Here is a 25094-nt window from a genome sequence, read left to right as displayed (position 1 = left end):
CCAGAGTCCCCTCCCGTCACGCCTCGTCATGTCAAGACCGGTCAGGAAGCCTTGAACCGGTTCCAGCTCTGGGTCCAGAGCTGGAGGCGCTCGCCCTCCAACGAGTCGCGCCACTGAGCCGTCTCGTAGAAGTTCTCGGGGACCTGCAGGCTCGGGATGTCCTTGACGACGTCGCGGTAGACCTCGTCACCGGTCCGGGTGCCGGCGAGCTGACCGATGTAGGTGACGTTCTTCTCCTGGTTCTCCGGACGGAGCAGCCAGTCGATCATCGCCATCGCAGTTCCCGGCGCCTTGGCGTTCGCGCCGATCGACAACAGATCCATGCCGAACGGCACGCCGTCCTCGGTGGTCTGTTGAAAGGCGATCTTGTCGGCGTACTTGCCGTCGGTCATCACCGCGTATGCGTCGGTGGACCATGCCTGGTGGATATAGGCGTTGCCGGTGCTCATGTTGTTGCGCGTGTCGTTCGAGATCCCGCCGAGTCGCGGCTTCAGCGCGACGAGTTCGTTGGTGGCCTCCTCGACCTCAGCCGCGTCGGCGGAGTTGAGGTCGTAGCCGAGCCGGAGCAAGGACGCGCCGATCGCATCCTCCACGTAGTCGAGGACGAACACCTTGCCGTCCTCGCCCAGCTCCCAGAGGTCGTCCCACGACTCGGTCCCGGTGAGCTGGTCGGTCCGGTACACGATCCCGGTCGGTCCACCGCTGTAGGGCACGGAGTGGAGCTGATCACCGTTGTCGTAGGCCGGCTTCTCGAAGTACGGGAGGATCTCGCCGCCGTTCTTGAGGGCCGAGATCTCGAGAGGAAGGAGCAGCCCACCTTGGATCGCACGGTACATGTAGGCGCTGTTGGTGGTCACCAGGTCGTACGGCAGCCCCGCGGCGAGCTTCTGCAGCATGGTGTCGTCGGAGTCGAAGGCGTCAAAGGTGACCTTGACGCCATACTCCTTCTCGAAGCCCTCGACGACCTCGGGTGCCACATAGTCGGCCCAGCTGAACCAGGTGAGGTCGCCGTCGGGCTTCGGCTTCACAGTCGCCTTCGCGCTCTTCCCTGCGGCCGCCGTCTTGGTGTCGTCTCCGCACGCCGCCAGCCCCATGGTGGCCGCTGCCGCCAGCCCTCCCAGGAGGACGGACCGCCGGTTGACCATTCGCCTTTGTGCACCCGTCACGAGCTCTCCTCTCCCGCGCGACGCCCCAGCGTCTCGCCCTTCCGAAGGGCGCCGGTCGTCGGTTCCGCCGGAACCGTACCTGTGACTCGACCTGCCCGAGATGACCCAGGTGTGACAGGTGCCCGCCCGCCGCGTCACGTTCGTGACCGCGGTCACGTCGTAGGCGGCTGGCCCCCCTGCGGCATGTCGTGCGTCTCCAGCATCCGGAGGGAGCGGAGGGCGACGCCCAGCCGGAGCCGACAGTCGTAGGACTCGAGGTCTGCGTCAAGGAGCTCCTCGAGCACCCGCACCCGGGACGCCAGCGTACGGCGGTCCACGCCGAGCTCCGCCGCGGCGCGAGCCACTCGACCGTTCGCGCGCAGGAGGGCGTCGAGCACGGGCAGGAGTGGTCTTTCGGCGGTGGCTCTTTCCCCGTCTACTCGAGAGGCGTCCCACGCGAGCAGAGGACCGAGCTCGCCCTCGACGAAACGGGCCAGGGCAGGGTCACTTCCCGCGGAAGAGAGAAGCCCGTCGAGGCCCAGGTCACCGAAGCGCCGCAGCCGCGAGCCGGCGAGCGGCTGGACCGCTACCCGCGAGGCCTCCAACGCCTGCAGTACCGCCTCACGGGCAGATCCGTTGGGGAGAATGTCGCTGATCCCGACGCCGATCCTCTGACCGAGGGCCCCCTCGAGATCGTCCAGAAATGTGATGTCGCCCGAGGCTGGGTCGGCCGTGAGAACGACCAGCGTGTCGCCGTACCAGCCCGTCAGCCGCTCCTCGTCGCCGGGCAACGACCTGGCCGCAGCCTCGAGGGCCCGGCTCGGTGAAGTCTCGTCCGCGGACGTCGCGGCGCACCGGGCGCCTGCGACGCGTGTCATGGCCAGAGCCTGCACAGCCGTCGCTGCGTCGAGTGAGAAGCCGTGGCTCCGTGCCCGTCGCCTGAACCGCTCGGCGCCGCCGCGACCGTGATCGATGAGGTCGCTGAACAAGGCGTCTGCCGCCGGTTGCCCGAGGACCGTCGTGCGAGCAGAGCTCGCCGAGAGCACCACGGCGGTAGCGGCGCGCTCGACAGCCATCCGGTCCAGCTCGTCGAAAGGAGGCCCGGCACGAAGCAGGTGGAGCCGACCCCAGGGCTCCTCCTGCCGCATCTGCAACGGCACCCAGACACAGCCTCCGTCCTCCTCGACGATGGACACCGTGAGCGGCGCCGGATCGTCTGCGTGCCCCACCCGTGAGTGCCGCCTCCAGAAGTCAGGGTCCAGTTCCCGACCGAGGTTCCCCGCCGCGTGCAGGGGCCGGCGGGCCGCATCCTCGACGACAACGCTCCCCCCGACCAGCTCCACGAGCCGATCGATCACCTCCTCGACGCTGCGTTCCTGCAGCACCAGGTCGTTGAACTCGTTCCGGAGGTCGGCGGCACGACGTAGCAGCGTGGCCTGCTCGCCCACGAGCGCTCGGTGGACCTCTTCCATGACGTCGGCAAACGCGATGCGGTGCCGCAAGACGACGAGCGGCACCCCCAGTTGATCGGCACGTTCGCGCATGAGGGACGGCACGTCATGAAGCGCGCCCCCGAGGCGGACCGCAACACCGGCGACTCCCGCTTCGGCCAGGCGCGTGACGAACCGCTCTTGCAGGTCTAGGTCGTGGCCCAGCAGCATCCCGGTAGTCAGCAGCAGCTCTCCGCCGGAGAGGAAGGTTGCAACGTCCACCTGCTCAGAGACGTGGAGCCAGCGGACCGCATTGTCCAGCCGGTCTGCGCCGGCCACGACGATAGGGCTGGCTCGTCTGAGAACCGGCAGGTCGAGCACCTCCCGTAGTGCCATGGCCACGGCGTGAGTGTGGCACGGGCGCTCGGTGGGCTGACGGTCGGATCTGACTGTCGGTCAGCTCAGCTCACCTTTGGCGGCGCTCCCCCTTCTTGGCGTCGACCAGCTCGTCGAGCTGGTCGGCCTCGGCCCGCGTCTCCTGGGCGCTGCGCTGGTCCTCGCGGGCGTCGTCGAGCTGGGCCGTCGCGCGCCGCTGGGCGCTCTTCTGCTTCGCGTCGGCGGCCGACTCGGCGGACTGTCGGCGCTGCTCGGCTGCCGTCTTGCGGGCGGCGGCCCGCTTCGCGGCGGCGGCCTTCTTCCTCGCGGCGGCCTCGTCGGCGCGCCGCTCGGCCTCCTGCTTGCCACGGGCCTCGACGGCGTCGGCGTCCTCGAGCCCGTCCGCAGCGCGCTCCTGGGCGCTCGCGCGCTTCGCGGCCGCCTCACTGCGTGTCGCTGCCGCGGTCTCCTGCGCCTGCTCACGCTTCCGCTCTGCCTCCTCCTCGAGGCGGGTGGCCTCGAGGAACCGGCTCGCCCGGTCGATCTCCTCGCCGCCTCGGCGCGTGAGCGCGGGGTTGCGGAGCAGGGCGCCGGCAACCTTGTCGGCGGAGCCGAGGGCGAGCCCGACCCGGTTCGCGACGGTCTCGGGGAGCCGCTCCCCCACGGCCGCCACCGGGCGGCGGGCGATCTCGTAGGGAAGGGCGATGAGGTTGCTGATCATCTGGGTGCTCACTTTCCGTCCTGGGCGCGGAGTCGCGCCGCCTGCTGCTCGGCCGCCGCCGCCTCGCGCTCGAGGCGCCCGCTCTCGGCGGCACCCTGTGCCGCGGTGCGGTCGGCGCCGGCCTCGATCCGCTCCGCCTCGCGCAGCCGTGCCTCGGCGAGGTCGTCCGCCCGCTCCTCGGCCGCCTCGCGTCCCGCAGCCTCCTGGAGCGTCGCCTCGCGCTCGGCGGCCTGCTGGTCGGCGGCGCGCTGCCGGTCGGCCTCGGCCCCGGCCCGCTCGGCGTGCGCGCGCGCGGCGTCCCTCGTCCCGGCGGCCTCGCGGGCCTCCTGGCGGTACTCCTCGGTGGCCTCCTCGCGCTTGGCGTCGGCGATCGCCTCTTCGGCGACGGCCTCCTTGCGGTTGCGGGCCTCCTCCTGCTGGAGCTGGCCCTCCTGGACGAGGTCGCTGTTGCCGCCGACGGCCCCGGCGACCTCCTTGACCTTGCCGGCGACGCTGTCGAAGAGCCCCTCGCGTGCCTCTGCTGCGGTGTCCTTGTCGTGGGTCATGGGGCGAGCGTGCCCGCGGTGTCCGGGTGGACACGCGCACCCGACGTGAGGTGCGTCCCATGCACAGTCCCCAGGTGGCCGAGCAGGGCCGCGATCCCGAACGCCAGCAGGAAGAACCGCGACGGCAGCGGGAGGATCGCGACGACCGAGCCGACCAGCATCAGCAGGAACACCGGCCGGGGCAGCGACGGCACCGCCGACCGGATCCGCAGCGTCATCGCGATCCCGCTGATCCCCATCACCACGCCGCTGAGGATGAACGTCGCCGGCACCGCGGCCGGCGGGTCGGTGGCGACGTCCGGGGCCCGCTCGGCGAGAGCGGGCACGACCAACGCCAGGGTGGCCGCGGCACCGGTGGTGGCGGCAGTGCCGAGGAGCAGGACGGCCGCCCACCCCTGCTCCCGCGCATCGGTGAGGTGGTCGCGGAGCCCGGCCACCCCGAGGACCAGGGCGCAGGCAGCGGCGAAGCCGCACCAGCCGAGCAGCTGGGCTGCGGTGGTCTCCATGAAGTCGGTGCCGATCGTGACCTCTCCGGCGACGACGCCGACGACGCCGACGGTCGCCAGCGCGCCGGCGAGGGCTGCGGCACGTGCGGGAACGGTGCTGGTGTCCATCTGGGTCCTCCTGGTCCCGGCTCCCCTGCGGAGCCGACGTGACCACCCTCGCGGCCGCGCCCGTCCCGCCGCCTCGGCCGCGGGGGCCGTCGGGTGGTCCTCAGGTGCCGACCTGCCGGTACCTGAGGACGGTCCCCGGGGGCCGTCCGCGCCCTACGCTGTGCCGGGTGGCTCCCTTGACCAGCACCGCGCCCGCGCCCGGCGCGGCGCGCGACCCGGTGGTCGCGGCGACGGTCGACTGGCTGGTCGTGCTCGGGGTCGCCGCGGTCGCGAGCACCGGGCTGGGGCTGGAGCAGCCGTGGGACGGCAGCGGCTGGTCGCTCGCGGTGGCCGGGCTCGCGCTCGCACTCCCCCTTGCCGTACGCCGGACCCGGCCGGTGCTGGCGGCGGTGCTCGTCGGGGCGGCGCTGGTGGCGCAGGCGTGGCTGGGCGGGACGGTCGGCTTCGGCTCGTTCCTCGCCGGGCTCGTCGCGCTGTTCAGCGTGGGGCGGCACGTCGCCCGCACCCCGGACGCCCTGGCTGGAGCCCTTCCCGTGCTGGCGGGTGGCGCCGTCGCGATGGCGTCCAGCATCGGGGAGGAGCCGGCCGAGCTCTTCTTCCCGCTCTTCTACACCTCCGCCGCCTGGGGGTTGGGCCGGGCGCTGCGGGTGCTCGAGCAGCGGAGCGCCCAGCTCCGCCGCTACAACGAGGTGCTCGCCCGCGACCAGGAGACGACCGCGAGGCTGGCGGTGGCGGGCGAGCGTATCCGGCTGGCACGCGAGCTGCACGACGTCCTCGCGCACACCGTGATGGTGATGGTCTGGCAGGCAGAGGAGGCCGAGGAGCTGCTCGACTCGCCGGACCGCGCCCGGGAGTCCCTGACCAACGTGCAGGACGCCGGACGCCGTGGGCTCGCCGAGCTGCGGCGGCTGATCGACGTGCTCCGGGAGGACGAGCTGGACCTGCCGGCCCCCGAGCTGTCGGAGCTGCCGGCGCTGACCTCGCTGCTGTCCGGGTCGGGGCTCTCCGTCTCGCTGGAGCTCGACGTCCCCTCGTCCGCCGTGCTGCCGCCGGGGCTGGGCAACGCGGTCTACCGGCTGGTGCAGGAAGCGCTCACCAACGTCCTGCGGCACAGCCACGCGGAGGCGGTGTCCGTCCACGTCACGGCCTCCGCCGGCACACTTCGGTGCTCCGTCGTCGACCCGGGGCCGCGGCGCACCGTCCCCCGGCCGGGCTCCGGGCACGGGCTCGTCGGGATGCAGGAGCGGGTGGCGCCGTACGGCGGGACGGTGGAGGCCGGCGAGGACGGCACGGGCTTCCGGGTGACGGCCGAGGTGCCCCTGAGGTGAGACGGCGGTGAGAGTCACGTGACGATCAAGGTTCTGGTGGCCGACGACCAGGAACTGGTGCGCCGGGGCATCGAGACGATCCTCGAGGGGCAGGAGGACCTGACGATCGTCGGCGGCGCGGCCGACGGCGACGAGGCGGTCGAGATGGTGCGCACCTGCGCGCCCGACGTCGTGCTGATGGACGTCCGGATGCCGCGCACCGACGGGCTGGAGGCGACGCGCCGGATCATGGCCGGCCCGCCGCCCCACCCCCGGGTGGTCGTGCTGACCACGTTCGACGCCGACGACTACGTGCTGGCGGCGCTGCAGGCAGGAGCCAGCGGCTTCCTGCTGAAGGACGTCTCCAAGCGGGTGCTCGCCGAGGCGGTCCGCCAGGTGCACGAGGGCGCCACGTTGCTGGCCCCCGGCATCACGCTGCGGCTCGTCGAGCGGCACCTCCAGCGCTCCGGCGATCCCGCGCTCGCCGCCGTCCTCGACCGGTTGTCCGAGCGGGAGCGCGAGGTGCTGGTCGAGATCTGCTCCGGCGCGTCCAACGCCGAGATCGGCGCGCGGCTCCACCTCAGCGAGAGCACCGTGAAGACGTACGTCGGGCAGCTGCTCGCGAAGACCGGGTGCCGGGACCGGGTGCACCTCGTGATCCTCGGTTTCCGGGCAGGTGTCGTCACGCCCTGACCTTCGCGGCCACCGCGGGGAGCCAGAGCGGGATCAGCAGCGCCGCCACCCAGCTGGTGAACGGCACCAGCGTGAGGAGCACCAAGAACGCTGCGGTGCCGCGCACCCACCGCGGGAACCGTGCACCTGCGAGCAGGACGACCGCCGTCAGGGCGAGCCCGGGTGCGTAGCGCATGATCTCCATGGTGTTGAGCAGCACCGACGTCGCCTCCCCCACACCGGGGCCCGGCTCGGCCATCACCTCGGCGGCGACGACACCGCCGGCACCGAAGACCGCGTAGAAGCCGGCGAACATCAGGGCGACGGCACTTCCGGTTGCTGTGACAAGAATGCCGGGCTCACCGCCGACGGCCTTCCCGAGCCGGGCCGCGGCGACGAACAGCCCGGCGGCGACGAGCACCGCGACCATCGAGCCGCTCATGAGGAGCGTGACGTCGTCGACGAGCCCGGCGGTCATCTCCGCGCCGCTGTCGCCGGTGATCTCGAGCATGGCGAAGGGCACGAAGGTGCCGACGGCGGTGGCGGCGCAGACGATGCGGCCCCACGGGCGATCGGTGGTCCCTGTCGTGGGCGTGGCGGCGAGGGCGGTCATGGTGGGCTCCTTCTGGCTCGGGCAGCGGCGCTGCCGGTGAACCGGACGCTAGGAAGACCGCGACGGCCGGCACATCGCCCTGCGGGCCACGGCGTCTCTGCCCTGAGACAGAGGCGAGGCCGTCCGCGGGCTCCTACGATCCCGTCATGTCCCCTCGTCCTGCCTGGCCCCGCGACCTAGTGGTCGGCCTCCTCGTGGCGGCCGTGGCCGAGGTCGAGCTGTGGCTGTCTGCGGACGAGGTCGAGGGGTCCGTGCTGGGGAACGCCGGGCTCAACCTGCTGATCGTGCCGGCGCTCGCCGTACGCCGGACGCACCCGCTGGCCGCCGCCCTCGTCGGCGCGGTGAGCATGGCGCTCCAGCCGCTCGCCGGCACTGCGCCGGTAGCGACCGGGTTCCTGGTGCTGCTGTTCGTGCTGGCGTCGCTGGGCTGGTACGCCGCGCCCAAGGACGGTGTCATCGGCGTGCTCGCCGTCGTCGCCGGCGGGCTGGTGTTCGACGCGACGACCGACGACTTCGTGCTCGCCGACCTGGTGGTCAACGTCGTGCTGCTGGTGGCGGCGTGGGGCGCCGGACGGGCGGTGCGGGTCGCCAGCGACCGCCGCGTGGCCGCGGAGGTGGCCGCCGACCGGGCGGCAAGGGTCGCCGTTCAGGAGGAGCGTGGGCGGATCTCCCGCGATCTACACGACTCGGTCGCGCACACGCTGACGCTGATCACGCTGCAGGCCGGGAGTGCAAGGGAGCGGGCCAGCTCGCCCGACGTCACGGAGGTGCTCGGGAGCATCGAGGAGGGTGCGCGGGAGGGGCTGGCGGAGATGCACCGGTTCCTGCGGCTGCTGGACAGCACCCCCGAGGAACAGCCGGGGATCGCGCACCTGCCCGCGCTGGTCGAGGGGGTACGCCGCGGCGGGCTGGCCGTCTCCGTCGACGTCTCGGTCGAGGAGGTCCCGAGCGGGGTGTCGACGGCGGTGTACCGGGTCGTGCAGGAGGGGCTGACCAACGTCGTCCGGCACAGCGACGCGCAGGAAGTGGCAGTCGCGGTGCAGCGGGACGGGAGCGCCGTCGTCGCGAGCGTGTCGTCGATCGGAGTGGCACGGGCGGCCTCCCTACCGGGAAGCGGACGGGGGCTGGTCGGGCTGCGGGAGCGGCTCGCGACCGTGGGCGGCACGATCACGTCGTCGGCCACCGAGGACGGGTGGCGGCTGGTGGCGCGGATCCCGTTGCCGGGAGGTGCCTCGTGGTCCGGGTGATGGTCGTCGACGACGAGGCGCTCGTCCGGTCGGGGCTGCGGATGGTCCTCGAGCACGGCGGGGAGCTCGAAGTGGTCGCCGAGGCCTCGAGTGGCCTGGAGGCGTTGCAGGCGCTGACCTCCCGCCCGGTCGACCTGGTGCTGCTGGACATCCGGATGCCGGAGATGGACGGCATCGAGGCGGCCCGGCGCATCGCGTCGTCGCCGGGCGCTCCGCCGGTCGTCATGCTGACGACGTTCTCCGACGACGCGCTGATCGTCGGCGCGATCCGGGCCGGGGCGTCCGGGTACCTCCTCAAGAGCATGCCGCCCGCCGAGCTCCGCGCCGCGGTGCTCGACGCCGTCGCCGGCCGCACCTCGCTGGCACCATCGCTCGTCGACCGGCTGGTGCAGGAGTACGCCTCCCGCCACGTCTCCCCCGCCCCCGAGCTGTCCCGGCTCACCGCCCGCGAGCTCGATGTCCTCCGGGAGGTCGCGGCCGGGCTGTCGAACGTCGAGATCGGGCTCCGGCTCTTCGTGAGCGAGGGGACGGTGAAGACCCACGTCGCCTCGATCCTCCGCAAGCTCGGGCTCCGGGACCGGACCCAGGCGGCGGTCGCGGCGTACGAGATGGGACTCGTCCGCCCCGGCGCCGGTGGTTGACCTGTCGAAACCACCCTGTGGAGAACCACCCACGCCCCCACGATGTACGTCAGGGTTCACCGCATGGACGAGATCCCACCTCTCACGAACCCCGAGAACACTCCCCCGGTCCGGACCCAGGCCGACCTCGAACGGCTCTGGCGGGCCCTCATGGGGCCCCTCGGGTTCGGCGGCCGGTCCCTGTGGATGCTGCTGCTGGAGGAGGACGGCCGGCCGACGCAGCACCTGGTGCAGATCGAGGACATGCCGGCCGCGCCGGACGAGCAGGAGGAGCAGCACCTCGGCCACTTCCTCGCGCACCTCGTCGGCGACCTCGGTCCGTGCCAGGTCGCGTTCCTGCTCTCGCGACCCGGGCGCGACGGGCTGACCGGCGGCGACCGGGCCTGGGCGTCTCTGCTGACCGGCGTGCTCAGCCGGGAGGGATTGCGGACCTGGCCGGTCCACCGGGCGAACGACCGTGAGCTGGTCGTGATCGCCCCCGACGACCTGGCTGCGTCTGCCTGAGTCCTGCGCCCGTAACCTCGGCGCTGTGAGCGAGCACCGCACCTGGACCGAGATCGTCCGTGACAACCCCGACCACTCGCGGTGGTACGTCGAGCGGTTCCGCACGATGGCCGCCGAGGGACGCGACCTCGACGGCGAAGCACGCCTCGTCGACGCGATGGTGGGCCGCGGGTCGCGGATCCTCGACGCCGGCTGCGGAGGCGGCCGGCTCGGCGGCTCCCTGCACCGGGCCGGCCACACCGTGGTCGGCGTCGACATCGACCCCGTGCTGGTCGAGGCGGCCGAGGAGGACCACCCCGGGCCGACCTGGCTGGTCGGCGACCTGGCGACCCTGGAGCTGCCGGACCGGTTCGACGTGGTCGTCTCGGCGGGCAACGTGATCACCTTCGTGGACCCGGCCGCTCGACGTACGGTCCTCGAGCGGCTCGGGGCGCACCTGGCCGACGAGGGCCGGCTGGTGGTCGGGTTCGGCGCCGGGCGCGGCTACACGTTCGAGCAGTTCCTCGACGACGCGCGGTCCGTCGGGCTGGCCGAGGAGCTGCTGCTGTCGTCGTGGGACCTGCGGCCGTTCCGCGAGACCTCGGAGTTCCTCGTCGCGGTGCTCTCCCGGCGGTCCTAGCGCTCCTGGTGGCGGCGCCGGATCAGCTCCTTGACCTCGTCGACGAGCTCGGGCACCGGCCCGGTCACCTGGACCTCCGGAGCAACGTCGTTGATGGACAACGTCGCCACCGGTGCCGGCGGGACGCCCCACTCGGCGAGCCACCTCTCGAGCTGCTTCCCCGAGATGACGAAGACGATGGGCCCCAGCCCTGCCCGGGCGTGCGCGGAGGAGCACATCGCACAGTGCTCGCCCGAGGTGTAGACGACGCAGCCCGCCCGCTGCTCAGGCGTCAGGTTCGCGGCCGCCCACCGCGCGATCTCGAACTCGGGGTGGCGGGTGACGTCCACGCTGTTCGCCCGGTTGCGGTCCTCGAACAGCACCTGTCCGTCCGCGTCGACCAGCACCGAGCCGAAGGGCTGGTCGCCGGCCTCCAGCGCCTCCTCGGCCAGCTCGATGGCGCGACGGAGGTGCCGCAGCTCCTTCTCGGACAACGTCGTACTCGTCATGCGGAGCAGTGTGGCACTCGCGGCTCGACGGCCGACCGATGAGTTCCGCGCCTTCGCTCGGTCGGTAGCAGTGACGACCCGTCGAGACAGGAGAACAGCCATGGCTTCCGTACGAACGCACCTGTGGTTCGGCAACGACCAGGCCGTCGAGGCCGCAGCATTCTACGCCGAGCACATCCCGGGCTCGGAGGTGAAGCGGGTGATCACGGCCCGCACCTCCCCGGACGACCGGGTCGCCGACGTCGTCGAGTTCACCGTCGCCGGCCACGAGGTGGTCGGCCTCAACGCCGGACCGTCGTTTCACCTCAACGAGGCGTTCTCGTTCTACCTCCTCGTCGAGGGGCAGGCCGAGGTCGACCGGTACTGGGAGCTCCTCACCGCCGACGGCGGCGAGCCCGGTGCGTGCGGCTGGTGCAAGGACATGTTCGGGGTGTCGTGGCAGGTGATCCCGCGCGAGCTCGAGGAGCTGTCCGGGGACTACTCGACCGAGGCGAACCAGCGCGTCTGCCAGGCGATGCTGACGATGTCGAAGATCGATGTCGCCGAGCTGCAGGCGGCGTACGACGGCGCCTGACGTCACACCAGCCAGCGCACCAGCAGGACCAGCGTCACCACCCCGAGCACGACCGTGAGGACCAGCGGGAGGACGGTGAGTGCGAGCCCGGCCGCCAGGTAACCGGCGGTCGGCGGCGCCGGGTCCGGGTTCCTCTCCACCGCCTGCACGAGCAGCTGGTAGTTGCGGCGGTTGGCGCGGTGCGCCGCGTCCGCTACGTCGCCCACGAACGGCACGATCCCGAGCAGCGCGTCGAGCAGCAGGTTCCACGCCATCCGCGCGAGCGTCGGGATCGGCACCCGGTTGCGCACCGCCTCGAACATGATCGCCCCCGAAAGCCCCGAGCCCACCAGATCGCCGACACCGGGGAACAGCCCGATCAGCGCGTCGAGCCCGACGCCCCGGTTCGTCCCCGGGATCCGCACGAGGTCGTCGAGCAGGAACGCGAGCCGCCGGCTCATTCGGAGCCGGTCCGGGTGCGGCGGAAGAGTCACGTTCCACACCGTAGGCGCCTCGCGGCACGGCTTGTCGGTGCCGGGCCCCACGATTGCCGGGCATGACGACAAGGAGCACGATGACGACCATGACCACGCTCCCCTGGAGCAGGCCGCTGACGCACCACGACCTGCAAGCGATGCCTGATGACGGGCACCGCTACGAGCTGGTCGACGGCACCCTCGTCGTGACACCGGCACCGAGCAACCGCCACCAGGGCGCGGTCGGCAAGTTGCACCTCCTCCTCGCGGCGAAGTGCCCGCACGAGCTGGCGGTGCGGCTGGCGCCGTTCGAGGTCCGGCTGGCCGATGACACGGTGGTGCAGCCCGACCTGATCGTCACGCGGCGCAGTGACCTCACCGACCGGAACCTTCCGGTGGCTCCACTGCTCGCCGTGGAGGTGCTGTCACCGAGCACCCGGCTGTTCGACCTCAACCTGAAGAACGCCCGCTACGAGGAGGCCGGCTGCGCGTCGTACTGGGTCTTCGACCCGATCGGGCTCGAGCTCGTCGTGTGGCAGCTGCGCGACGGTCGGTACGACGAGGAGCTCCGGCTCACCGGCGAGGCGAGCGGCACGGTGTCGGCGCCGTACGAGATGCAGGTCTGTCCGGTAGAGCTCATCGACTGAACCACGTCCTCACTCCGGGGACCACCGTAGGTTCCGCGCATGAGCCTGGCCCGCACCGCCGCCCGCGTCGTCCTCGGGACACTGATGGTCGGAGCGGGAGTCAGCCACCTCACGGTGTCGCGCGAGGAGTTTCAGGCGCAGGTGCCGTCGTGGTTCCCGGTCGATAGGGACGTGACGGTGCTCGGCCCGGCCTCGCCGAGATCAGCCTCGGCGCGGCTTTCGTGGCGCTCCCCCGCCATCAGCGGCTGGTCGGCGGCTTGCTGACAACGTTCTTCGTCGCGATCGTCGCGGGCAACATCGCGCAGTACGTCGAGGGCAAACGACGATTTCGGCCTCAACGCTGACTTAGGCGGCTAGTGCGGCTGTTCTTCCAGCCGGTGCTGGTGCTGTGGGCGCTGTTCGGCGGCGGCTGGCTCACCCGCCGCGATCGGCACACCTGAGCGTCACCCCCGACGTCGGTCGCGACGCCGCATCCGTGGCAGTGCGTTCGTCGCCGCAGCCGAGGCGGTGACCGCCGACCCCGCCAGCACGGGGATGGCGAACGCGACCAGGAGGCGCGACGTGGTGGAGCTCGCGACGTTCATCCCGACCGCGGCCGTGATCGGGATGAGTGCGGCGAGAACGACGCTGAGCACGAGGAACCCCCAGAAGCGCCGTTCGCGGCGCCCGTGGACCCGCGGCCCGGTGGGAGGCGGCTGCGAGCGCCGTAGGGCACGGACGGCCGGTTCGGGCCACGCAGTCGGGGACCCGCGGGAAGCACTCATGTTGCCGGTCTGCTGATCGAGCACGGTGACCTCCTCCCGATGGTTCCGGTCGGCTCAGGAGCCGTGCTGCGCCGACTCGGCGCTCACGCGGGCCATCCGTTCCGGCGCCCGGAAGGAACCACCGGACGGAGTCGGGAACTCGACCGGGGCCGTCGCGGGCCCAGCGGCGGGGAACGCGCGCCGCTCCGGCTCGACGGAGCGGGGTTCAGGGCCGGCAACGGGGAACCGGTGCGACGCCGGCTCGGGAGAAGGTGCGGGACGGGTGTGCGTGGGGGTCATGCTCAGTCCTTCGGGTGTGCCGCATCGCCCGGCGATCGCGGCCTTGCAGGGCGAGTCGCGTCGTGCCGGGGTGCGCGAGAGGGAGGCGACGCCGCGAGGACATCACCTGGGAGGGTGCGGGATCAGGACTGAGCGGGCGGCGCGCGATCGACGCTGCGACGCAGCACATCGAGTCCGCTCGCGCCGCGCGCCTCTTCGTTGAGCTGCAGCGCGAGCAGCACCGCACCGGACGGCACGTGTGAAGGAACGAGCGTGCGGTCGGCCGCAAAGGCCACCGGTGTCACCTCGTTCGCCTCCATGCCTCGACCATAACGACGTTCCTGCAGAAAGCCAGTTCGTGCCCTGCGCCCACGACCGGCTCAGCTCTGCGTCGCCGCCGGCCTCGCCGCACCGGCCAGGACCAGTCGAAGCGTGGACGCAGGTTCCGCCAATGAGTCAGCGAGCCGCTACAGCTTCGGACCGTCGGACGGAACCAGCCACTCGGCGAGCCCCACGAAGACGTCTGGGTCGAGGAGCGTCGCGCCGACCACGGGCCATGGATCGTCCACGACCGTGTGATCCACCAGGCCGTCGAGGATTGTCCGCACCATCGGCAGCTTCCGAGCACCGACCGGACTCTTACCCCTGGGGCCGTGATGCAGCCCTGTGGAGAACCGTCGTGGTGGGCATGCCCCTCACGTCTGCCTTCGGATCCGGTACCGCCCGCCTTCGACCTGCGACACCGTCCGACCTGGCAGGTGCGCGAGCGTGTGGTGGCGCGGACAGATCATGATCAGGTCGTCGAGGTCGGTCCTGCCGCCGTCGACCCATCGTTTCTTCCAGTGGTGCGCGTCGGCCCACGAGGCCGGACGGTCACACCCCTCGATCGCGCACAGCCCGTCCTGCTCGAGTAGCTTCGCGAGCCGCTGCGCCCGGCTGGCCAGCCGGCTGCGGCGGCCGAGGTCGAGCACTCTGCCCTTCCCGTCCAGGACGGCAGGGATCACCCCTGCGGCGCAGGCCATCCGACGGGCCGCGGACGCGGACAGGGTCACGTCCGTGCCGGCCACCGTGGCGTGCGTCAGCCCTTCCCTCAACGCGTCGACCTGCATCGTCACGACCACGGTGGCGTTCAGCCCGCCGGACGTCGGAACCTTGTCGGCCGGGTAGGTCTCGATCAGCCGGACCAGTGCGTCACCGAGGACCTCGCGCGTCAGCCGGCGCCGACCACCGTCCACCGGCCCTTCCGTCCGCGGGATGGCGTCGGAGATGGCCGGGTTGGCGAACCCCTCGAGCAGCGAACGCAGCATCCGTCCGTGGAGGCTGGAGACGGTGAACCGGCCGTGCGCCTTGCCGTGCCCGTCGTCGACCAGGGTGAAGGACGTGGCGCGGGCCGCGTCCGCCTCCTCTGCCTCGAGCCGCGCGGCGAGCTCCTGCTCGGCCGCCTCGGGATCCACCACCTCCAGCAGGTGCCGGCCCAGCGCCCGCAGCTCCTTCGCGTCGTGGCGCCGCCCCAGCTCGACCATGTGCGCTTCTCCGAGCAGCCGGACGTCGGCATCCACGTCGTCACGCAACGCGTCGACGGCGGCCACGACCACCTGTGCCTGGTCGACATGCAGCTCACCGGCGCCCAGCGCCTGCATCGTCGCCGGATAGGCCCCCGTCTCGAGCGCCTTCGCGAACGCCACCGTCCGCTTCGCCTCCCGCGCCGTCACACGCAGCTCGCCCCGGAACCAGGCCTCGGTCGAGGTGGCGTGGTGGTGCTGCGCAAGGTCCAGCCGCTCCGCGTGCGCGAGCAGCCGCGCCTCCGCCGCTGCGAGCTTGGCCTGCGCCCGCCGTAGCTCCACGATCGTCTCAGCCGTCTCGGAAGGCGTCATGCTCCACGGCTCGGTGTCCGCCAGCTCGTCCAGGCGAGCGTGCAGCCGTCCGCTGAACACGTGCCACGGTCGGTCGCGCAGCGCCATCGGCGTCGGGGACCCCGCGACGTCCTCACTGACTTCTGCCGCCATGAGAAGACGATCCCAGCCGCCTCCGACATTTCTGGTCGCGCTCAGGACCGTTCCGGCATGACCTCGACGGCGAGCAAGGGAACACCGAGGTCCCGCACCTTGCCGAGCAGTCCATGCAGGGCAGCCTGGTCGGCCACCTCGCCGTACAACGTCGTCGTGCCGTCGGGCTCGTGCACGACCTCGAAACCGTCGAACCAGGGTGACCACCTTTGGTCGAGGTGGCCGGCGAGCCGGAGCAGGTACCTGCTCATGCCGCCCTCGCCCGAAGCCTGGCCGGACGGCGGACGATCCACTCGGCGACGAGGGCGTTGAGGATCCACGCAGAGCCCATCGACACGGCCTTGGTCAGGTCACCGCTCCCGGCGACCGCCTCGCCGATCCCTTCGGTGATCGCCTGGGTGCCGGCGCCGAGCCCGAGGGCGTACGCACGGATCATCCATGCCCGGTGCGCGCTGATGTCCCGCCGCCGGATCGCGGCGGAGCCGAGGACCAGCGCCGCCGCCATCGCCGACGAAGCCACGAGCCGGACCGACCAGAGCAGCAGACCACCGGGGGCGTCCGGGTAGAACAGCGTCATCCAGAGCCCGGAGAGCGCGACGACGAGCCCGGCCACGACCAGGACACGACCCGCTCGCCGGTGCCAGGTCCTGTGGTGACGGCGGAACCGCGCGGGGAACTGGAAGGCGCCCACCAGCGCGTAGCCCGCCGCCCCGAGCACGTGCGCGACCACCGGCGCGGGGACCGCCTCGACCCGCGGGTTGGCCGGCATGACCTGCGGGCCGCCCGCGATCTCGACGAGCCGTAGCGCGCCGGCGACCAACGGGATCAGGCTGAGCAGGATCAGCGGCACGGGGACGAGCGAGCCCGACCGACGGCGCTCCGCCGGCCGGGGTCGCAGCTGGGTCGTCACCGGGCACCGACCTCGACCGGCATGGGCGCGGGCGCTTGCGAGACGGTCGCGACTCGCCAGAGCGACCAGCCGAGGGCGACCATCGCGATGCCGTTCGGGAAGGCGAGGAACCGGTAGAACGCGTCCGGCATCACCGACAGCGCAGCGCTGACGAGCCCGGCGACGGCGAGGAGTGCGGCGGCCCAGCGGGTCAGCACGCCGGCCCGGTACAGCGCGATGCCGAAGAGCAGCCCGCCGCCGAGGTACGCCGCGCCCTGGAGCTGGAAGACGACGCCCAACGCCCCGAGGTCACCCGTGGCCGACCCGCCCGTCGCCACCTCGATCACGTCCTCGGCGTACGCGGGGTCGGTGTCGACCAGGGACGGGACGACGTACCCGGCGACGAACGTGGTGCACATGATCATCAGGTAGCCGGCGCCGAAGACGAGGTACCCGACCAGCCCGAGCAAGCCGTTGCGGCGGACCTGGTGCAGGTACATCCCCGTGATGCCGACCAGCACCAGCGCCGCCATCACGAGCTTCACGGTGGTGCGGACCGTCATCTCGGTGGTCGTGATCGACGTGAGGTCGACGTGCGGGTGGCCGACCTGGACGCAGATGAAGAGCAGCCCTGCCGCGACGGCGGCGAGGCCGGCGGCCCGGGTGAGGGTGGTGGTGTCGAGGTTCATCTCGGTCTCCTGTTCCTGGGGGTGCTTGGAACGTATGGAGCGACGAGGTGGCCTCGCGTCCCCACATGATGTGACAGGGCGGGTGACTTCAGAGCAGGCCGCGCTCGTGCGCTTGTCGTACGGCGGCCGCGCGGGTGGTGACCTGGAGCTTGGTGAAGATCCGCTTGGTGTGGGTGCGCAGCGTGTTGAGCGAGACGTAGAGGGTGCGGGCGATCTCGGGGCCGGTGAGTTCGCTCTCGAGGAGCCGCAGGACCTCCAGCTCGCGGGGGCTGAGGGGCTCGGCGAGCGGGCGCTGGGCGTGCGCCTTGGCGAGCAGTCGCCGGGCGTGCGGGTGGTCGAGATCGTGCAGGAGCTCGACCATCGGCCGGCCCTCGTCGAGGTAGAGCCGTACGGCGCTGTCGGGCTCGGGGGTGTCGAAGCTGGCCAGTAGCGCGGCTCGTGCCTCTGCCCGGTCGCCGTTCGCCTGGTGCGCGAGGGCTTTGAGCACCCGCACCTCGCGAAGACTTCCCGCCCTACGTGCGGCGGCCTCCTCCAGCCGGGTCACGAGCGGCAGGGCGTCCTCCTTTCGCGCGAGGAGGAGCCGGGCAAGGGTGAGGTGGTCGTACTCTCGGAGGAACTCCGGCTCGCTGCTCCGCCCCTCCGCCCAGGCGCCTGCTGCGTCGAGCTCCCCCGCGCGAATCTGCACGCGGGCCTTCATCGCCGCGATCGGCCGGACGTCCGGGTAGAAGCCGTGGCGGTAGACCGCCTCCGCCTCCTCAAGTAATGCGACCGCCTTTGCATAGTCGCTCTGCGCGGCGCGGAGCCAGGCGCTGGCGACGAACCATCGGTGCCGGTTCTCGGTGATCGAGCCGTGTTCCCCCAGCTGGCGCGCCTGTTCGAGGTGGGCCTCGGCGGTCGGGAGGTCGTCGAGCTCGGTGGCCAGCTCTGCGAGCCCGACGTGCAGGTCGGCGGCGGCGCGGGGCGGCGGCTCCCCCATGCGGGCTGCTGTCCGAAGCGCGGTCTCGTAGAGCTGCCGGGCACGGCCGGGGCGGCCCGCGGCGACCTGGAGGTCGGCGAGCACGATCGTGGCGTCGAGCGCGTCGATGTGGTTGCCGGCGGCCTCGAGGTGGTGCACGGCGTCGGTGAACGTCGTCAGTGCTTCCTCGACGTCCCCGGCTGCCCAGGCGGCGAGGCCGAGGAAGCCGCCGCCGGCGCCGCGCACGAAGTGGTCGTCCGGCGCGGCGAGCTGGACGGCGCGGCGGGCGTGCTGGACCGTGCCCGGCACGTCGCCGCGGGCCTGGGCGAGGGAGGCGCGGTAGACGGCGATGTGCGCCGGTGCGGTGCGCAGGTCCTCGGTGTCGGCCCAGCGGGCCTTCAGTGCGGGGTCTTTGTCGCCGGCGGCCAGCGCCGCCTCCGCGTCGTCGAGCCTCGCTTCGAGCCCGCCGAGGTCTCCGACCATCAGGTGCGCCCAACCCGAGACGATGCTGAGCACCGGGCTCCGGCGCACGACGTCGTCCGGCAGCGCGCGGGCCCAGCTCATCAGCAGGGCGTCCCGCCGGGCGCGGCGCATCTCCGGGACCGCCTGCTCGATGAGGTACGCCGCCCGGTCGACGTCCTCGGCCAGCAGCGCGTGCCGGACGGCCTCCTCGACGAGCCCTGCATCGGCGTACCAGTCGCTGGCCCGTCGGTGCAGCGTCGGCACCTCGTCGGGGTGGTCGGCGAGGAGGCGGGCGCGGAGGACGTCGGCGAAGAGGTGGTGGTAGCGGTACCAGCCGCGTCGGTCGTCGAGCGGGATCAGGAAGAGGTTGTCCCGGTCGAGCTGATCGAGCGTTCCTTTCGCGTCCGGCACCTTCGTCACGGCGTCGCAGAGCGGGCCGGTGAGCCGGTCGAGGACCGCCGTCCTCAAGAGGAAGTCGCGGGTGGCTTCGGGCTGACGTGCGAGCACCTCGTCGGCCAGGTAGTCGAGGACGAACCGGTTGCTGCCGGTGAAGTCCTCGACGAAGGCGGAGGCGTTGTCTGGCTCGGCCCCGCGGAGTGCCAGCGCAGCGAGCTGCAGTCCGGCGGCCCACCCCTCGGTGCGGTCGGTGAGGGCTCGTACGTCGCTGTCGGCGAGCTCGAGGTCTTGGAGGAGCTGGCCGGCTTCCTCGGTGGTGAACCGGAGTTCCTTGGCACGGAGCTCGGTGAGCTGGCCGCGGCTGCGGAGGCGGGCCAGCGGCAGCGGCGGGTCCGCGCGGGTGGCGACGACGAGGTGCAGGCTCTCCGGCGCGTGGTCGACGAGGAAGGTCATCGCCTCGTGGACGACGGGTGCGGTGAGGACGTGGTAGTCGTCGAGGACCAGGACGGTCTGCGGGCGGTCTGCCAGGTCGTTGACGAGGACCGTCATCGCGGCGGGGATACCGTCCCGCAGCCGCTCGATCGAATCGCTCTTTGCGTCGAGTGCGGCGACCAGGTGGGTGAGCAGCCTCGTGAGGTCGTTGTCGCCCTCGTCGAGCGAGAGCCAGGCGACGTGCGTGCCAGCCTCGCGCGCCGCAACTGTCCACTCGGCCAGCAGCGTCGACTTCCCGAAGCCGGCGGGTGCCGCGACCAGGGTGAGCCGGTTGCCCGGTCGCAGCGTCGCGTCGAGCAGCCGGAGGACCGACGGGCGCTGGACCGTGCTCTCACGCCGGGCCGGCGCGAAGAGCTTGGTGGTCAGGACGAGGACCGTCACGACCCGAGCATCCCGCGCGCCGCCGGAGCGGCGTGACGCGCCTCGGTCCCGGGCCGCGGGACCTAGGTCTGGGGTCGGTGGCCTCCGGAAGGGCGGCGCCGCTCCGGATTCGATCCCAGGCTGACGTGCCCTCGAGCTGCGCTGAATGGCTCATGCTTCCAGCCCTCCTGGCCGAAGATGTACTGCGGAGCAAGGAGCGGGGGAAGCATGGGTTCGGCGAAGGTGGACGTGGCAGTCCTGAGCCACGGAAAGCGGATCGACACATTGGTCTCGAGGCCCGTGCGCCTCACACCGAGCGGACACGGCGGCGTCGTGTACGCCGGAGACGTCTACCCCCTCCGCGCCGACAACAGCATCGAGGTGACCGGCGCTTCCTACGATAAGACGTCGTGCTCGTCATTTGTCGACGCCGGCGAACCGGTGCCCTACGGCCCATCATCGACACCAGCCCAACCTCCGGGGGTTCAGCTCAAGCGTTGGTACGTCGAGAGCAATCGCTTCGGTCACTATCTGGTGTTCGACGCGTCCGTGACCCTAGCCGAGCGTGTCGTCGCATTGATGGACTCCAGCGGCATCGGTGTCCGTCGATGGGACGAGAGCGTGCGCGTCTCGGACAACGGCGAACAGTACGACTGGTTCATCCGGCTCGCCTTCGACGGGTCACGCGAAGAGTGCCTGCGTCGCGTTCGGCACGTGCTGGCCGCCACGGGACCGGCCACCTCGGCACCGTCAGCAATCCTGTCGTCGACGCAGGCCGACTCCGTCCGCGAAGCCGCCGAGCTGCTCGACCAGATGCAGGACGATCTCCGTGTCCTGCGCTCCGAGCTACAAGCGCTCAAGACGTACCAGGAGACCGAGCGCGACCGTCTGATCGACCAGTTCACGGCCGCCAAGCGGCTGGCACAGAAGCAGGTCGACGGGCTGACTCGCGACCTGCACGAGGCCCGATCGGGCCGGCGAGCACTCGAGACCCAGGTGTCGGAGCTCGAAGCGCTGCTGGAAGAGGTGACCGACCCCAGCGCCACCACCCCGAGCGCGGACGAGGCTGTGAGTTCAGCCCGCGCCGCCGAACGGCACGCCATCGACCAGTGGAAGGCGGCTGCGCTCGAGGTCGACGACCTCCAGACCGACGTACGCACCCTCAGGGCGGAGCTCGACAGCGCTCGGGATGCGGCCGAGTTCTACGAGTCCAACTACCGAACGGCCGTGGAAGAACGCGACGAGCACCGCGAGAAGAGACGGTCCGTGGCCTCAGCCCATGGAGGAGGCGGTCCGCGCGGGTCGACAGAGCTCTTCCTCGAGAGGCTCTTCGAGCGGCTCGACCTCTCGGCGGACGGCATCGACCTGCTGTTGGAGTGGCCACGCCCTGCGGCCGCGGTGAAGCACCTCCTCAGCATCGAGGATCGGACGGACGAGCGGCTTCGGACGAAGGTCGTCGGACGTGACGGCTGGTGGGAGCTCCGGACGCACACGGGACATGCCGCGCATGGAGACATGGGTCGGATCTACTACCACCCGACAAAGGACGGACGCGTTGATGTCGAGCTCCACCACAAGAAGGACAAGAAGGATCAGAACCGCTTCCTGAGGGCGATGTGAGACTGATGACTGATTGGGTGTGCGACTACTGCGGGACGACCGGAACGACGCGGCCGGACGAGACCACCGATCATGTGCAGTGCCCGACCTGCGGCGAGCCTGTCGTACCGTCGAGATGATCCCCCTTGCGCCCGGCCTCCCGAAGTCTGCCTGGCGCGGGGCCGACACGGCCAGGTGCTCGTTCCGGGGTGTCACTCGCACTTGTCGGTGAGTGCCGACGCCCGCTCACGCTTACCGTCCTGGCCGACGCCGTCCTGACGGGGAGCTTCCGCCGGCTGCCTTCCGGCGCACGTGTGGACGTCCCGCTTCGTCGACTCGACGACGAAGTCGGCCACGGCGTCGCCAAGTGCCGGCAGGACGGTCGGCACGCTCGCGACCAGCACCAAGCACCCGACAAGCACCGCGAGGACCCGACCCGGGGAACGGCGCTTCGAACGGCGGGCACGTCCGTTCGGCGTGGTCTTCGCGGGCGGCTCAGACGGAGCCGGTCGCCGTGGGCCGGTTTGCGGCCGGGCCGGCAAGATCGGCGACGCGCTCTGCATCGACGCGTCCACCCTGACCGCGAGGTCCCGCACGACCTCCGGTGCGAGCACCTGTGGGCGTGTCTCGAGCATCGTCCTGAGGTTGTCGACCGAGCACACCATCACGTCCCGGGCCCAGCCCGCCAGCTCACGGTCGCCGGTGAAGCAGAGCACGGGTCGTACGACTTCGGCATGCGGACCTACGAGCTCTGACACCGCCAAAGCCGCGTCCGCGGCCGCAGCGACCGCCTTCTCGCGCGAGCGCCCGTTCTGTCGCAGAATCCCGTCGACGACCCGGACGTCGCCGGACCAGTTCTTCGAGTCGATGACGAATACGCCGCCCGGGCCCACCAGCACGTGGTCGATGTTCGCGAGGCGTCGGCCTGGCCAGCGATGGTCGTGCAGTGCGACCCAGCCAGAGCCGAGCGCACCGAGCGCAGCGGCAGTCGCCCGTTCGCCCGCGGCACCGCGCTCGAACATCTCCGCTCGCCGCAGGTGTCGCTCAGCGTTCTCCCGCGCGCGCCGAGCCACCTCGTCGGCGGAATGCCCTGCTCTCACGCTCGCCTCCTGCTCCAGATGCGCCATCCTAATCGGACAAATCGGACCGGTGGCCAAGTTCGGGGAGACCGGACGCTCGACCTCTCCCGTCGCTAGTGTCGGCGCCATGACTCACTCCGACGGCCGCTCTGCAGCAGAAGCGGTCGTCGCGCGGCTTGCATCGTTGCGTCAGCACCAACAGGACGGGAAGCGGTCACCTCACAAGCCGCTGCTGGCGTTGCTGGCGCTCGGCAGGCTGGCGAACCAGGGGACGAGCAGCATGCGATGGTCCGACGTCGAGGGCGAGCTCGCGGACCTCATCGCGCAGTTCGGTCGACCGTCAAGGACCGGGCGCCGGCAGTCGGCGGCGTACCCCTTCACCCGGTTGCGCGCGGACGGGGTCTGGCTCCTGGACCGCGAGGTCCCGATGGACAATGTCGGACCGCTCGACGAAGCGCCCGTCACAGGACGACTCGAACCGAGTCTCGAGCGTGAGCTGAAGGCGCCGGGCGCGCTGGAGAAGGCAGCGCGGCTCCTGGTCGAGAGCCAGTTCCCACCGACCGTCGCACCCGACGTGCTGCAGGCGGTGGGTCTCGACCCGCAAGTCATCCTCACGACCGGAGCGGCGCCGGGCACCACGGCCGGACGGCAGCGGAGCGCGGTGTGGCGGTCAGCCGTCCTGCAGGCCTGGGACAACCGCTGCGCGTTCTGTGGCTTCGACGGCCGGCTCGGACACGCTCCTGTCGGACTCGAAGCGGCACACGTCCGTTGGTTCAACTTCGACGGACCCGACACTCTCGACAACGGGCTCGCTCTCTGCTCGCTGCACCACAAGCTCCTTGACAGAGGCGCCATGGGGCTCGACGACTCCTACGCGATCGTCGTCTCCGACCGGTTCTCGGCGGGCGACGGCATCGGCAGGCTCGTGTACGACCTGCACGGCAACAGCCTCCGACCACGGCCGGGGACTGTCTTGCCGTCGTCGGCTCACGTGTCGTGGCACCGGACGGAGGTCTTCCAAGGAGCCCCGCTGTCCGCGTGACGCGTGGCCCGATCGTCACCCTGCTCTCGACGGAGTCCATCCAGCTTCCGGAGGGCGCGGACGAGCACCTCGTTAGGCCGCGGGTCCGGCAGGGCGGCGCAGACCTTGTCGAGCGCCTCGTCGGCTGACACGCCGGCCCGCAGCATCGAGTACCGCGCCGCCACCGTCGGCGTCCTGCTCTGCCCCGCCACGCAGTGCAGCAGCACGGTGTGCCCCTCATCGCGGAGAGCCTGGACGGTCCGCGCCGCGTCGTCGATGACGTAGGCCAAGTTCGGGTTGTCGGCAGCGGTGCTGTCGACCAGGCGGAAGTCGATGTGCGTCACCGAGCCTGGCACGTGCTCGCCTCCAGTGCGGCAGAGGCTGACGACCGCGGTGACGTCCGCGGGGAGGTCGTCGAGGGCGGAGATCCCCGCGAGGTAGACCCGGTCGTCGTCCGGGTGCACGGTCACCCGGCCGTTGCCGGTCCAGCCGTGGTAGTCGACGCGGGAGACACCGGGCCAGCCGTAGGAGTCCGGCCGTCCGCCGTTGATCGTGAGCATGGCGAGGTCCACCAGCTGCCGCGCCGTACGACCGGGCCAGCCGTGCACCACGCGCCGCCACTCCGCCGGCACGGCGGACGAGCCCCACCGCGCGCCGAGCAGCGCACCCGCGATGGAGGCGACTGTGTCGGTGTCGTCTCCGATGTGGATCGCCGTGGCGAGGGCGTCGACGAGGTGACGGTGCGGCTCGGCGTCAGCCACGGGTGTAGAGACGATCGCCGACCACGCCGCCTGGAGCGCGGTCACCACGTAGCCGTTGGGACGGAATGTCGACGGCGGCATCGACTCCGCCTCGTCGATGCGCGCCTCCCAGAAGGTCCGCGCGTCGGCATCGAGGAACGGTAGCCCCGCCCGGACGTCGAGCTCGCCCTCGAGCACGGCGTGCCGGATCGCCAGGCACCAGAGGACGCACGCCTCACCCGCTCGGGGGTCGGCGTGGGTCAGCTCGCTCACGGCGACCGCCGCCTCGGCGGTGGCCGAAGCGTCGTCGACGTGCGCGAGCGCGACCGGCGAGGTGCGCATCAGCGAACCGTTGCCGCCGGCGCGGCCGGTGCGAGCCAGGACGTCGCGGGCGGCGTCCCGCAGCGCTCCGGCCGTCGGCTGCCGGCCGACGGATCCGAGCACGCGGGAGGTCTGGACGCCGACGTCCGGCGGCCCTTCGGCGTACCACCGGGCGAAGCCCCGGGCCACGTCGGTCAGCGCCTCGTCCGTGCGCAGGTCGGCGCCGGTGGCGGCGACCTCGGCGACCGCCCACGTCTGCGCCGTGTCGTCGGTCCACTCCCCCGGCTCGAACCCGCCGAGCCCGCCGCCGATCATGCGCGGCTGCTCGTCCGGCGCGAGCCGGGCCGTGCCGAACTCGTAGCCGGCACCCAACGCGTCACCGACGGCTGCCCCGAGCAGGACGCCGGCGGCGCGGTCGGTCTGTGCTGATGCGAGTCTCATGTGGTCCCCCTCGGTCTCGTCGATT

The 25094-nt window shown here is 71.7% G+C and carries 28 protein-coding genes and 1 pseudogene; 11 read left to right on the top strand and 18 right to left on the bottom strand.

What is annotated here, in order from left to right:
- Nucleotides 1-41 precede the first annotated feature (41 nt).
- The 5 genes from FIP57_RS03175 to FIP57_RS03155 form a co-directional block, all read right to left on the bottom strand.
- Nucleotides 42-1166: an ABC transporter substrate-binding protein gene (locus FIP57_RS03175; RefSeq protein WP_148571927.1), complete on the bottom strand. Its 1125-nt coding sequence runs from the start codon at nucleotides 1164-1166 to the stop codon at nucleotides 42-44.
- A 152-nt stretch (nucleotides 1167-1318) separates the two neighbouring features.
- The gene (locus tag FIP57_RS03170) at nucleotides 1319-2971 is read right to left on the bottom strand and encodes a PucR family transcriptional regulator (protein WP_238993298.1); all 1653 of its coding nucleotides are present in this window, start codon (nucleotides 2969-2971) and stop codon (nucleotides 1319-1321) included.
- A 70-nt stretch (nucleotides 2972-3041) separates the two neighbouring features.
- Nucleotides 3042-3683: a hypothetical protein gene (locus FIP57_RS03165; protein WP_148571923.1), complete on the bottom strand. Its 642-nt coding sequence runs from the start codon at nucleotides 3681-3683 to the stop codon at nucleotides 3042-3044.
- Complete coding sequence (locus FIP57_RS03160; protein ID WP_148571921.1) at nucleotides 3680-4216, bottom strand: hypothetical protein; 537 nt, start codon at nucleotides 4214-4216, stop codon at nucleotides 3680-3682. The genes FIP57_RS03165 and FIP57_RS03160 overlap by 4 nt, the downstream gene beginning before the upstream one ends.
- Complete coding sequence (locus FIP57_RS03155; RefSeq protein ID WP_148571919.1) at nucleotides 4213-4830, bottom strand: hypothetical protein; 618 nt, start codon at nucleotides 4828-4830, stop codon at nucleotides 4213-4215. Before FIP57_RS03155 ends, FIP57_RS03160 begins: the two co-directional genes overlap by 4 nt.
- Nucleotides 4831-4997: 167 nt before the next feature.
- Here FIP57_RS03155 and FIP57_RS03150 point away from each other — a divergent pair, with 167 nt between their 5' ends.
- Both FIP57_RS03150 and FIP57_RS03145 read left to right on the top strand, forming a co-directional pair.
- Nucleotides 4998-6158, top strand: a complete 1161-nt coding sequence (locus tag FIP57_RS03150; RefSeq protein ID WP_148571917.1) for a sensor histidine kinase — start codon at nucleotides 4998-5000, stop codon at nucleotides 6156-6158.
- A gap of 18 nt (nucleotides 6159-6176) precedes the next feature.
- Nucleotides 6177-6830 carry a response regulator transcription factor gene (locus tag FIP57_RS03145; protein ID WP_148571915.1) on the top strand — a complete coding sequence of 218 codons (654 nt, stop codon included), beginning with the start codon at nucleotides 6177-6179 and terminating at the stop codon, nucleotides 6828-6830.
- On the opposite strand, the gene FIP57_RS03140 is transcribed toward FIP57_RS03145, so the two are convergent.
- Nucleotides 6820-7422 carry a hypothetical protein gene (locus FIP57_RS03140; RefSeq protein WP_148571913.1) on the bottom strand — a complete coding sequence of 201 codons (603 nt, stop codon included), beginning with the start codon at nucleotides 7420-7422 and terminating at the stop codon, nucleotides 6820-6822. The genes FIP57_RS03145 and FIP57_RS03140 overlap by 11 nt on opposite strands.
- 146 nt (nucleotides 7423-7568) lie before the next feature.
- Between FIP57_RS03140 and FIP57_RS03135 the strand changes: the two genes are divergently transcribed.
- The 4 genes from FIP57_RS03135 to FIP57_RS03120 all read left to right on the top strand — a co-directional run bounded on the left by FIP57_RS03135 (nucleotide 7569) and on the right by FIP57_RS03120 (nucleotide 10433).
- Complete coding sequence (locus FIP57_RS03135; protein WP_148571911.1) at nucleotides 7569-8669, top strand: sensor histidine kinase; 1101 nt, start codon at nucleotides 7569-7571, stop codon at nucleotides 8667-8669.
- Nucleotides 8657-9310, top strand: coding sequence for a response regulator (locus FIP57_RS03130; protein WP_238993248.1), 654 nt, complete (start codon nucleotides 8657-8659; stop codon nucleotides 9308-9310). Before FIP57_RS03135 ends, FIP57_RS03130 begins: the two co-directional genes overlap by 13 nt.
- 63 nt (nucleotides 9311-9373) lie before the next feature.
- A complete protein-coding gene (locus FIP57_RS03125) occupies nucleotides 9374-9814 on the top strand; it encodes a hypothetical protein (RefSeq protein ID WP_148571909.1) in 441 nt (146 codons plus the stop codon).
- Between the two features lie 25 nt (nucleotides 9815-9839).
- Nucleotides 9840-10433 (top strand): class I SAM-dependent methyltransferase, encoded by a 594-nt coding sequence (locus tag FIP57_RS03120; protein ID WP_238993247.1) that lies wholly within the window; start codon nucleotides 9840-9842, stop codon nucleotides 10431-10433.
- Here the strand turns inward: FIP57_RS03120 and FIP57_RS03115 are convergent.
- Nucleotides 10430-10921 (bottom strand): nucleoside deaminase, encoded by a 492-nt coding sequence (locus FIP57_RS03115; RefSeq protein WP_148571907.1) that lies wholly within the window; start codon nucleotides 10919-10921, stop codon nucleotides 10430-10432. The genes FIP57_RS03120 and FIP57_RS03115 overlap by 4 nt on opposite strands.
- Nucleotides 10922-11021: 100 nt before the next feature.
- Between FIP57_RS03115 and FIP57_RS03110 the strand changes: the two genes are divergently transcribed.
- A complete protein-coding gene (locus FIP57_RS03110) occupies nucleotides 11022-11495 on the top strand; it encodes a VOC family protein (RefSeq protein ID WP_148571905.1) in 474 nt (157 codons plus the stop codon).
- Between the two features lie 2 nt (nucleotides 11496-11497).
- On the opposite strand, the gene FIP57_RS03105 is transcribed toward FIP57_RS03110, so the two are convergent.
- Nucleotides 11498-11968 carry a DUF4112 domain-containing protein gene (locus FIP57_RS03105; RefSeq protein ID WP_203231030.1) on the bottom strand — a complete coding sequence of 157 codons (471 nt, stop codon included), beginning with the start codon at nucleotides 11966-11968 and terminating at the stop codon, nucleotides 11498-11500.
- Nucleotides 11969-12057: 89 nt separating this feature from the next.
- Here FIP57_RS03105 and FIP57_RS03100 point away from each other — a divergent pair, with 89 nt between their 5' ends.
- Nucleotides 12058-12597, top strand: coding sequence for a Uma2 family endonuclease (locus FIP57_RS03100; RefSeq protein ID WP_238993246.1), 540 nt, complete (start codon nucleotides 12058-12060; stop codon nucleotides 12595-12597).
- A 39-nt stretch (nucleotides 12598-12636) separates the two neighbouring features.
- Nucleotides 12637-13037: pseudogene (locus FIP57_RS24475) on the top strand (DoxX family protein).
- 3 nt (nucleotides 13038-13040) lie between these two features.
- On the opposite strand, the gene FIP57_RS23530 reads toward FIP57_RS24475, so the two are convergent.
- The 8 genes from FIP57_RS23530 to FIP57_RS03060 all read right to left on the bottom strand — a co-directional run bounded on the left by FIP57_RS23530 (nucleotide 13041) and on the right by FIP57_RS03060 (nucleotide 19889).
- Nucleotides 13041-13385: a hypothetical protein gene (locus FIP57_RS23530; RefSeq protein ID WP_203231029.1), complete on the bottom strand. Its 345-nt coding sequence runs from the start codon at nucleotides 13383-13385 to the stop codon at nucleotides 13041-13043.
- A 30-nt stretch (nucleotides 13386-13415) separates the two neighbouring features.
- Nucleotides 13416-13640 (bottom strand): hypothetical protein, encoded by a 225-nt coding sequence (locus FIP57_RS03085; RefSeq protein ID WP_148571900.1) that lies wholly within the window; start codon nucleotides 13638-13640, stop codon nucleotides 13416-13418.
- Between the two features lie 122 nt (nucleotides 13641-13762).
- Nucleotides 13763-13939 carry a hypothetical protein gene (locus tag FIP57_RS23040; RefSeq protein ID WP_162529666.1) on the bottom strand — a complete coding sequence of 59 codons (177 nt, stop codon included), beginning with the start codon at nucleotides 13937-13939 and terminating at the stop codon, nucleotides 13763-13765.
- Between the two features lie 375 nt (nucleotides 13940-14314).
- A complete protein-coding gene (locus FIP57_RS03080; protein WP_148571898.1) occupies nucleotides 14315-15625 on the bottom strand; it encodes an HNH endonuclease signature motif containing protein in 1311 nt (436 codons plus the stop codon).
- 41 nt (nucleotides 15626-15666) lie between these two features.
- Nucleotides 15667-15876, bottom strand: coding sequence for a hypothetical protein (locus FIP57_RS03075; protein ID WP_148571896.1), 210 nt, complete (start codon nucleotides 15874-15876; stop codon nucleotides 15667-15669).
- Nucleotides 15873-16535, bottom strand: coding sequence for a DUF2306 domain-containing protein (locus tag FIP57_RS03070; RefSeq protein WP_148571894.1), 663 nt, complete (start codon nucleotides 16533-16535; stop codon nucleotides 15873-15875). The genes FIP57_RS03075 and FIP57_RS03070 overlap by 4 nt, the downstream gene beginning before the upstream one ends.
- Entirely contained in the window at nucleotides 16532-17203 is a 672-nt protein-coding gene (locus FIP57_RS03065; protein ID WP_148571892.1) for a hypothetical protein, read from the bottom strand. The genes FIP57_RS03070 and FIP57_RS03065 overlap by 4 nt, the downstream gene beginning before the upstream one ends.
- A gap of 88 nt (nucleotides 17204-17291) precedes the next feature.
- Complete coding sequence (locus FIP57_RS03060) at nucleotides 17292-19889, bottom strand: winged helix-turn-helix domain-containing protein (protein ID WP_148571890.1); 2598 nt, start codon at nucleotides 19887-19889, stop codon at nucleotides 17292-17294.
- 207 nt (nucleotides 19890-20096) lie between these two features.
- Between FIP57_RS03060 and FIP57_RS03055 the strand changes: the two genes are divergently transcribed.
- Nucleotides 20097-21488: a hypothetical protein gene (locus FIP57_RS03055; protein ID WP_148571888.1), complete on the top strand. Its 1392-nt coding sequence runs from the start codon at nucleotides 20097-20099 to the stop codon at nucleotides 21486-21488.
- 191 nt (nucleotides 21489-21679) lie between these two features.
- Here the strand turns inward: FIP57_RS03055 and FIP57_RS03050 are convergent, their stop codons facing one another.
- Complete coding sequence (locus FIP57_RS03050) at nucleotides 21680-22594, bottom strand: nuclease-related domain-containing protein (RefSeq protein WP_148571886.1); 915 nt, start codon at nucleotides 22592-22594, stop codon at nucleotides 21680-21682.
- A gap of 79 nt (nucleotides 22595-22673) precedes the next feature.
- Here FIP57_RS03050 and FIP57_RS03045 point away from each other — a divergent pair, with 79 nt between their 5' ends.
- Nucleotides 22674-23588, top strand: a complete 915-nt coding sequence (locus FIP57_RS03045) for a phosphorothioated DNA-binding restriction endonuclease (RefSeq protein WP_148571884.1) — start codon at nucleotides 22674-22676, stop codon at nucleotides 23586-23588.
- Here FIP57_RS03045 and FIP57_RS03040 read toward each other — a convergent pair.
- Nucleotides 23534-25069 carry an ADP-ribosylglycohydrolase family protein gene (locus FIP57_RS03040; protein ID WP_148571882.1) on the bottom strand — a complete coding sequence of 512 codons (1536 nt, stop codon included), beginning with the start codon at nucleotides 25067-25069 and terminating at the stop codon, nucleotides 23534-23536. The two genes, FIP57_RS03045 and FIP57_RS03040, sit on opposite strands and share 55 nt — an antisense overlap.
- Between the last annotated feature and the right edge of the window lie 25 nt (nucleotides 25070-25094).

Origin of the sequence: Nocardioides caldifontis (assembly GCF_008087345.1) — a bacterium.
In the GTDB taxonomy this organism is placed as follows: domain Bacteria; phylum Actinomycetota; class Actinomycetes; order Propionibacteriales; family Nocardioidaceae; genus Marmoricola_A; species Marmoricola_A caldifontis.
Note: the sequence above shows the minus strand (reverse complement) of the source record. Positions and strands in the feature narration are given on the sequence as shown.

Bases quoted from the DNA above. Each gene is read 5' to 3' on its own strand.
- FIP57_RS03170 (WP_238993298.1), bottom strand. From the start codon at position 2,971: ATGGCACTACGGGAGGTGCTCGACCTGCCGGTTCTCAGACGAGCCAGC.
- FIP57_RS03160 (WP_148571921.1), bottom strand. From the start codon at position 4,216: ATGACCCACGACAAGGACACCGCAGCAGAGGCACGCGAGGGGCTCTTC.
- FIP57_RS03155 (WP_148571919.1), bottom strand. From the start codon at position 4,830: ATGGACACCAGCACCGTTCCCGCACGTGCCGCAGCCCTCGCCGGCGCG.
- FIP57_RS03140 (WP_148571913.1), bottom strand. From the start codon at position 7,422: ATGACCGCCCTCGCCGCCACGCCCACGACAGGGACCACCGATCGCCCG.
- FIP57_RS03135 (WP_148571911.1), top strand. From the start codon at position 7,569: ATGTCCCCTCGTCCTGCCTGGCCCCGCGACCTAGTGGTCGGCCTCCTC.
- FIP57_RS03125 (WP_148571909.1), top strand. From the start codon at position 9,374: ATGGACGAGATCCCACCTCTCACGAACCCCGAGAACACTCCCCCGGTC.
- FIP57_RS03115 (WP_148571907.1), bottom strand. From the start codon at position 10,921: ATGACGAGTACGACGTTGTCCGAGAAGGAGCTGCGGCACCTCCGTCGC.
- FIP57_RS03110 (WP_148571905.1), top strand. From the start codon at position 11,022: ATGGCTTCCGTACGAACGCACCTGTGGTTCGGCAACGACCAGGCCGTC.
- FIP57_RS03100 (WP_238993246.1), top strand. From the start codon at position 12,058: ATGACCACGCTCCCCTGGAGCAGGCCGCTGACGCACCACGACCTGCAA.
- FIP57_RS03085 (WP_148571900.1), bottom strand. From the start codon at position 13,640: ATGACCCCCACGCACACCCGTCCCGCACCTTCTCCCGAGCCGGCGTCG.
- FIP57_RS23040 (WP_162529666.1), bottom strand. From the start codon at position 13,939: ATGGAGGCGAACGAGGTGACACCGGTGGCCTTTGCGGCCGACCGCACG.
- FIP57_RS03080 (WP_148571898.1), bottom strand. From the start codon at position 15,625: ATGGCGGCAGAAGTCAGTGAGGACGTCGCGGGGTCCCCGACGCCGATG.
- FIP57_RS03075 (WP_148571896.1), bottom strand. From the start codon at position 15,876: ATGAGCAGGTACCTGCTCCGGCTCGCCGGCCACCTCGACCAAAGGTGG.
- FIP57_RS03065 (WP_148571892.1), bottom strand. From the start codon at position 17,203: ATGAACCTCGACACCACCACCCTCACCCGGGCCGCCGGCCTCGCCGCC.
- FIP57_RS03055 (WP_148571888.1), top strand. From the start codon at position 20,097: ATGGGTTCGGCGAAGGTGGACGTGGCAGTCCTGAGCCACGGAAAGCGG.
- FIP57_RS03050 (WP_148571886.1), bottom strand. From the start codon at position 22,594: ATGGCGCATCTGGAGCAGGAGGCGAGCGTGAGAGCAGGGCATTCCGCC.
- FIP57_RS03045 (WP_148571884.1), top strand. From the start codon at position 22,674: ATGACTCACTCCGACGGCCGCTCTGCAGCAGAAGCGGTCGTCGCGCGG.
- FIP57_RS03040 (WP_148571882.1), bottom strand. From the start codon at position 25,069: ATGAGACTCGCATCAGCACAGACCGACCGCGCCGCCGGCGTCCTGCTC.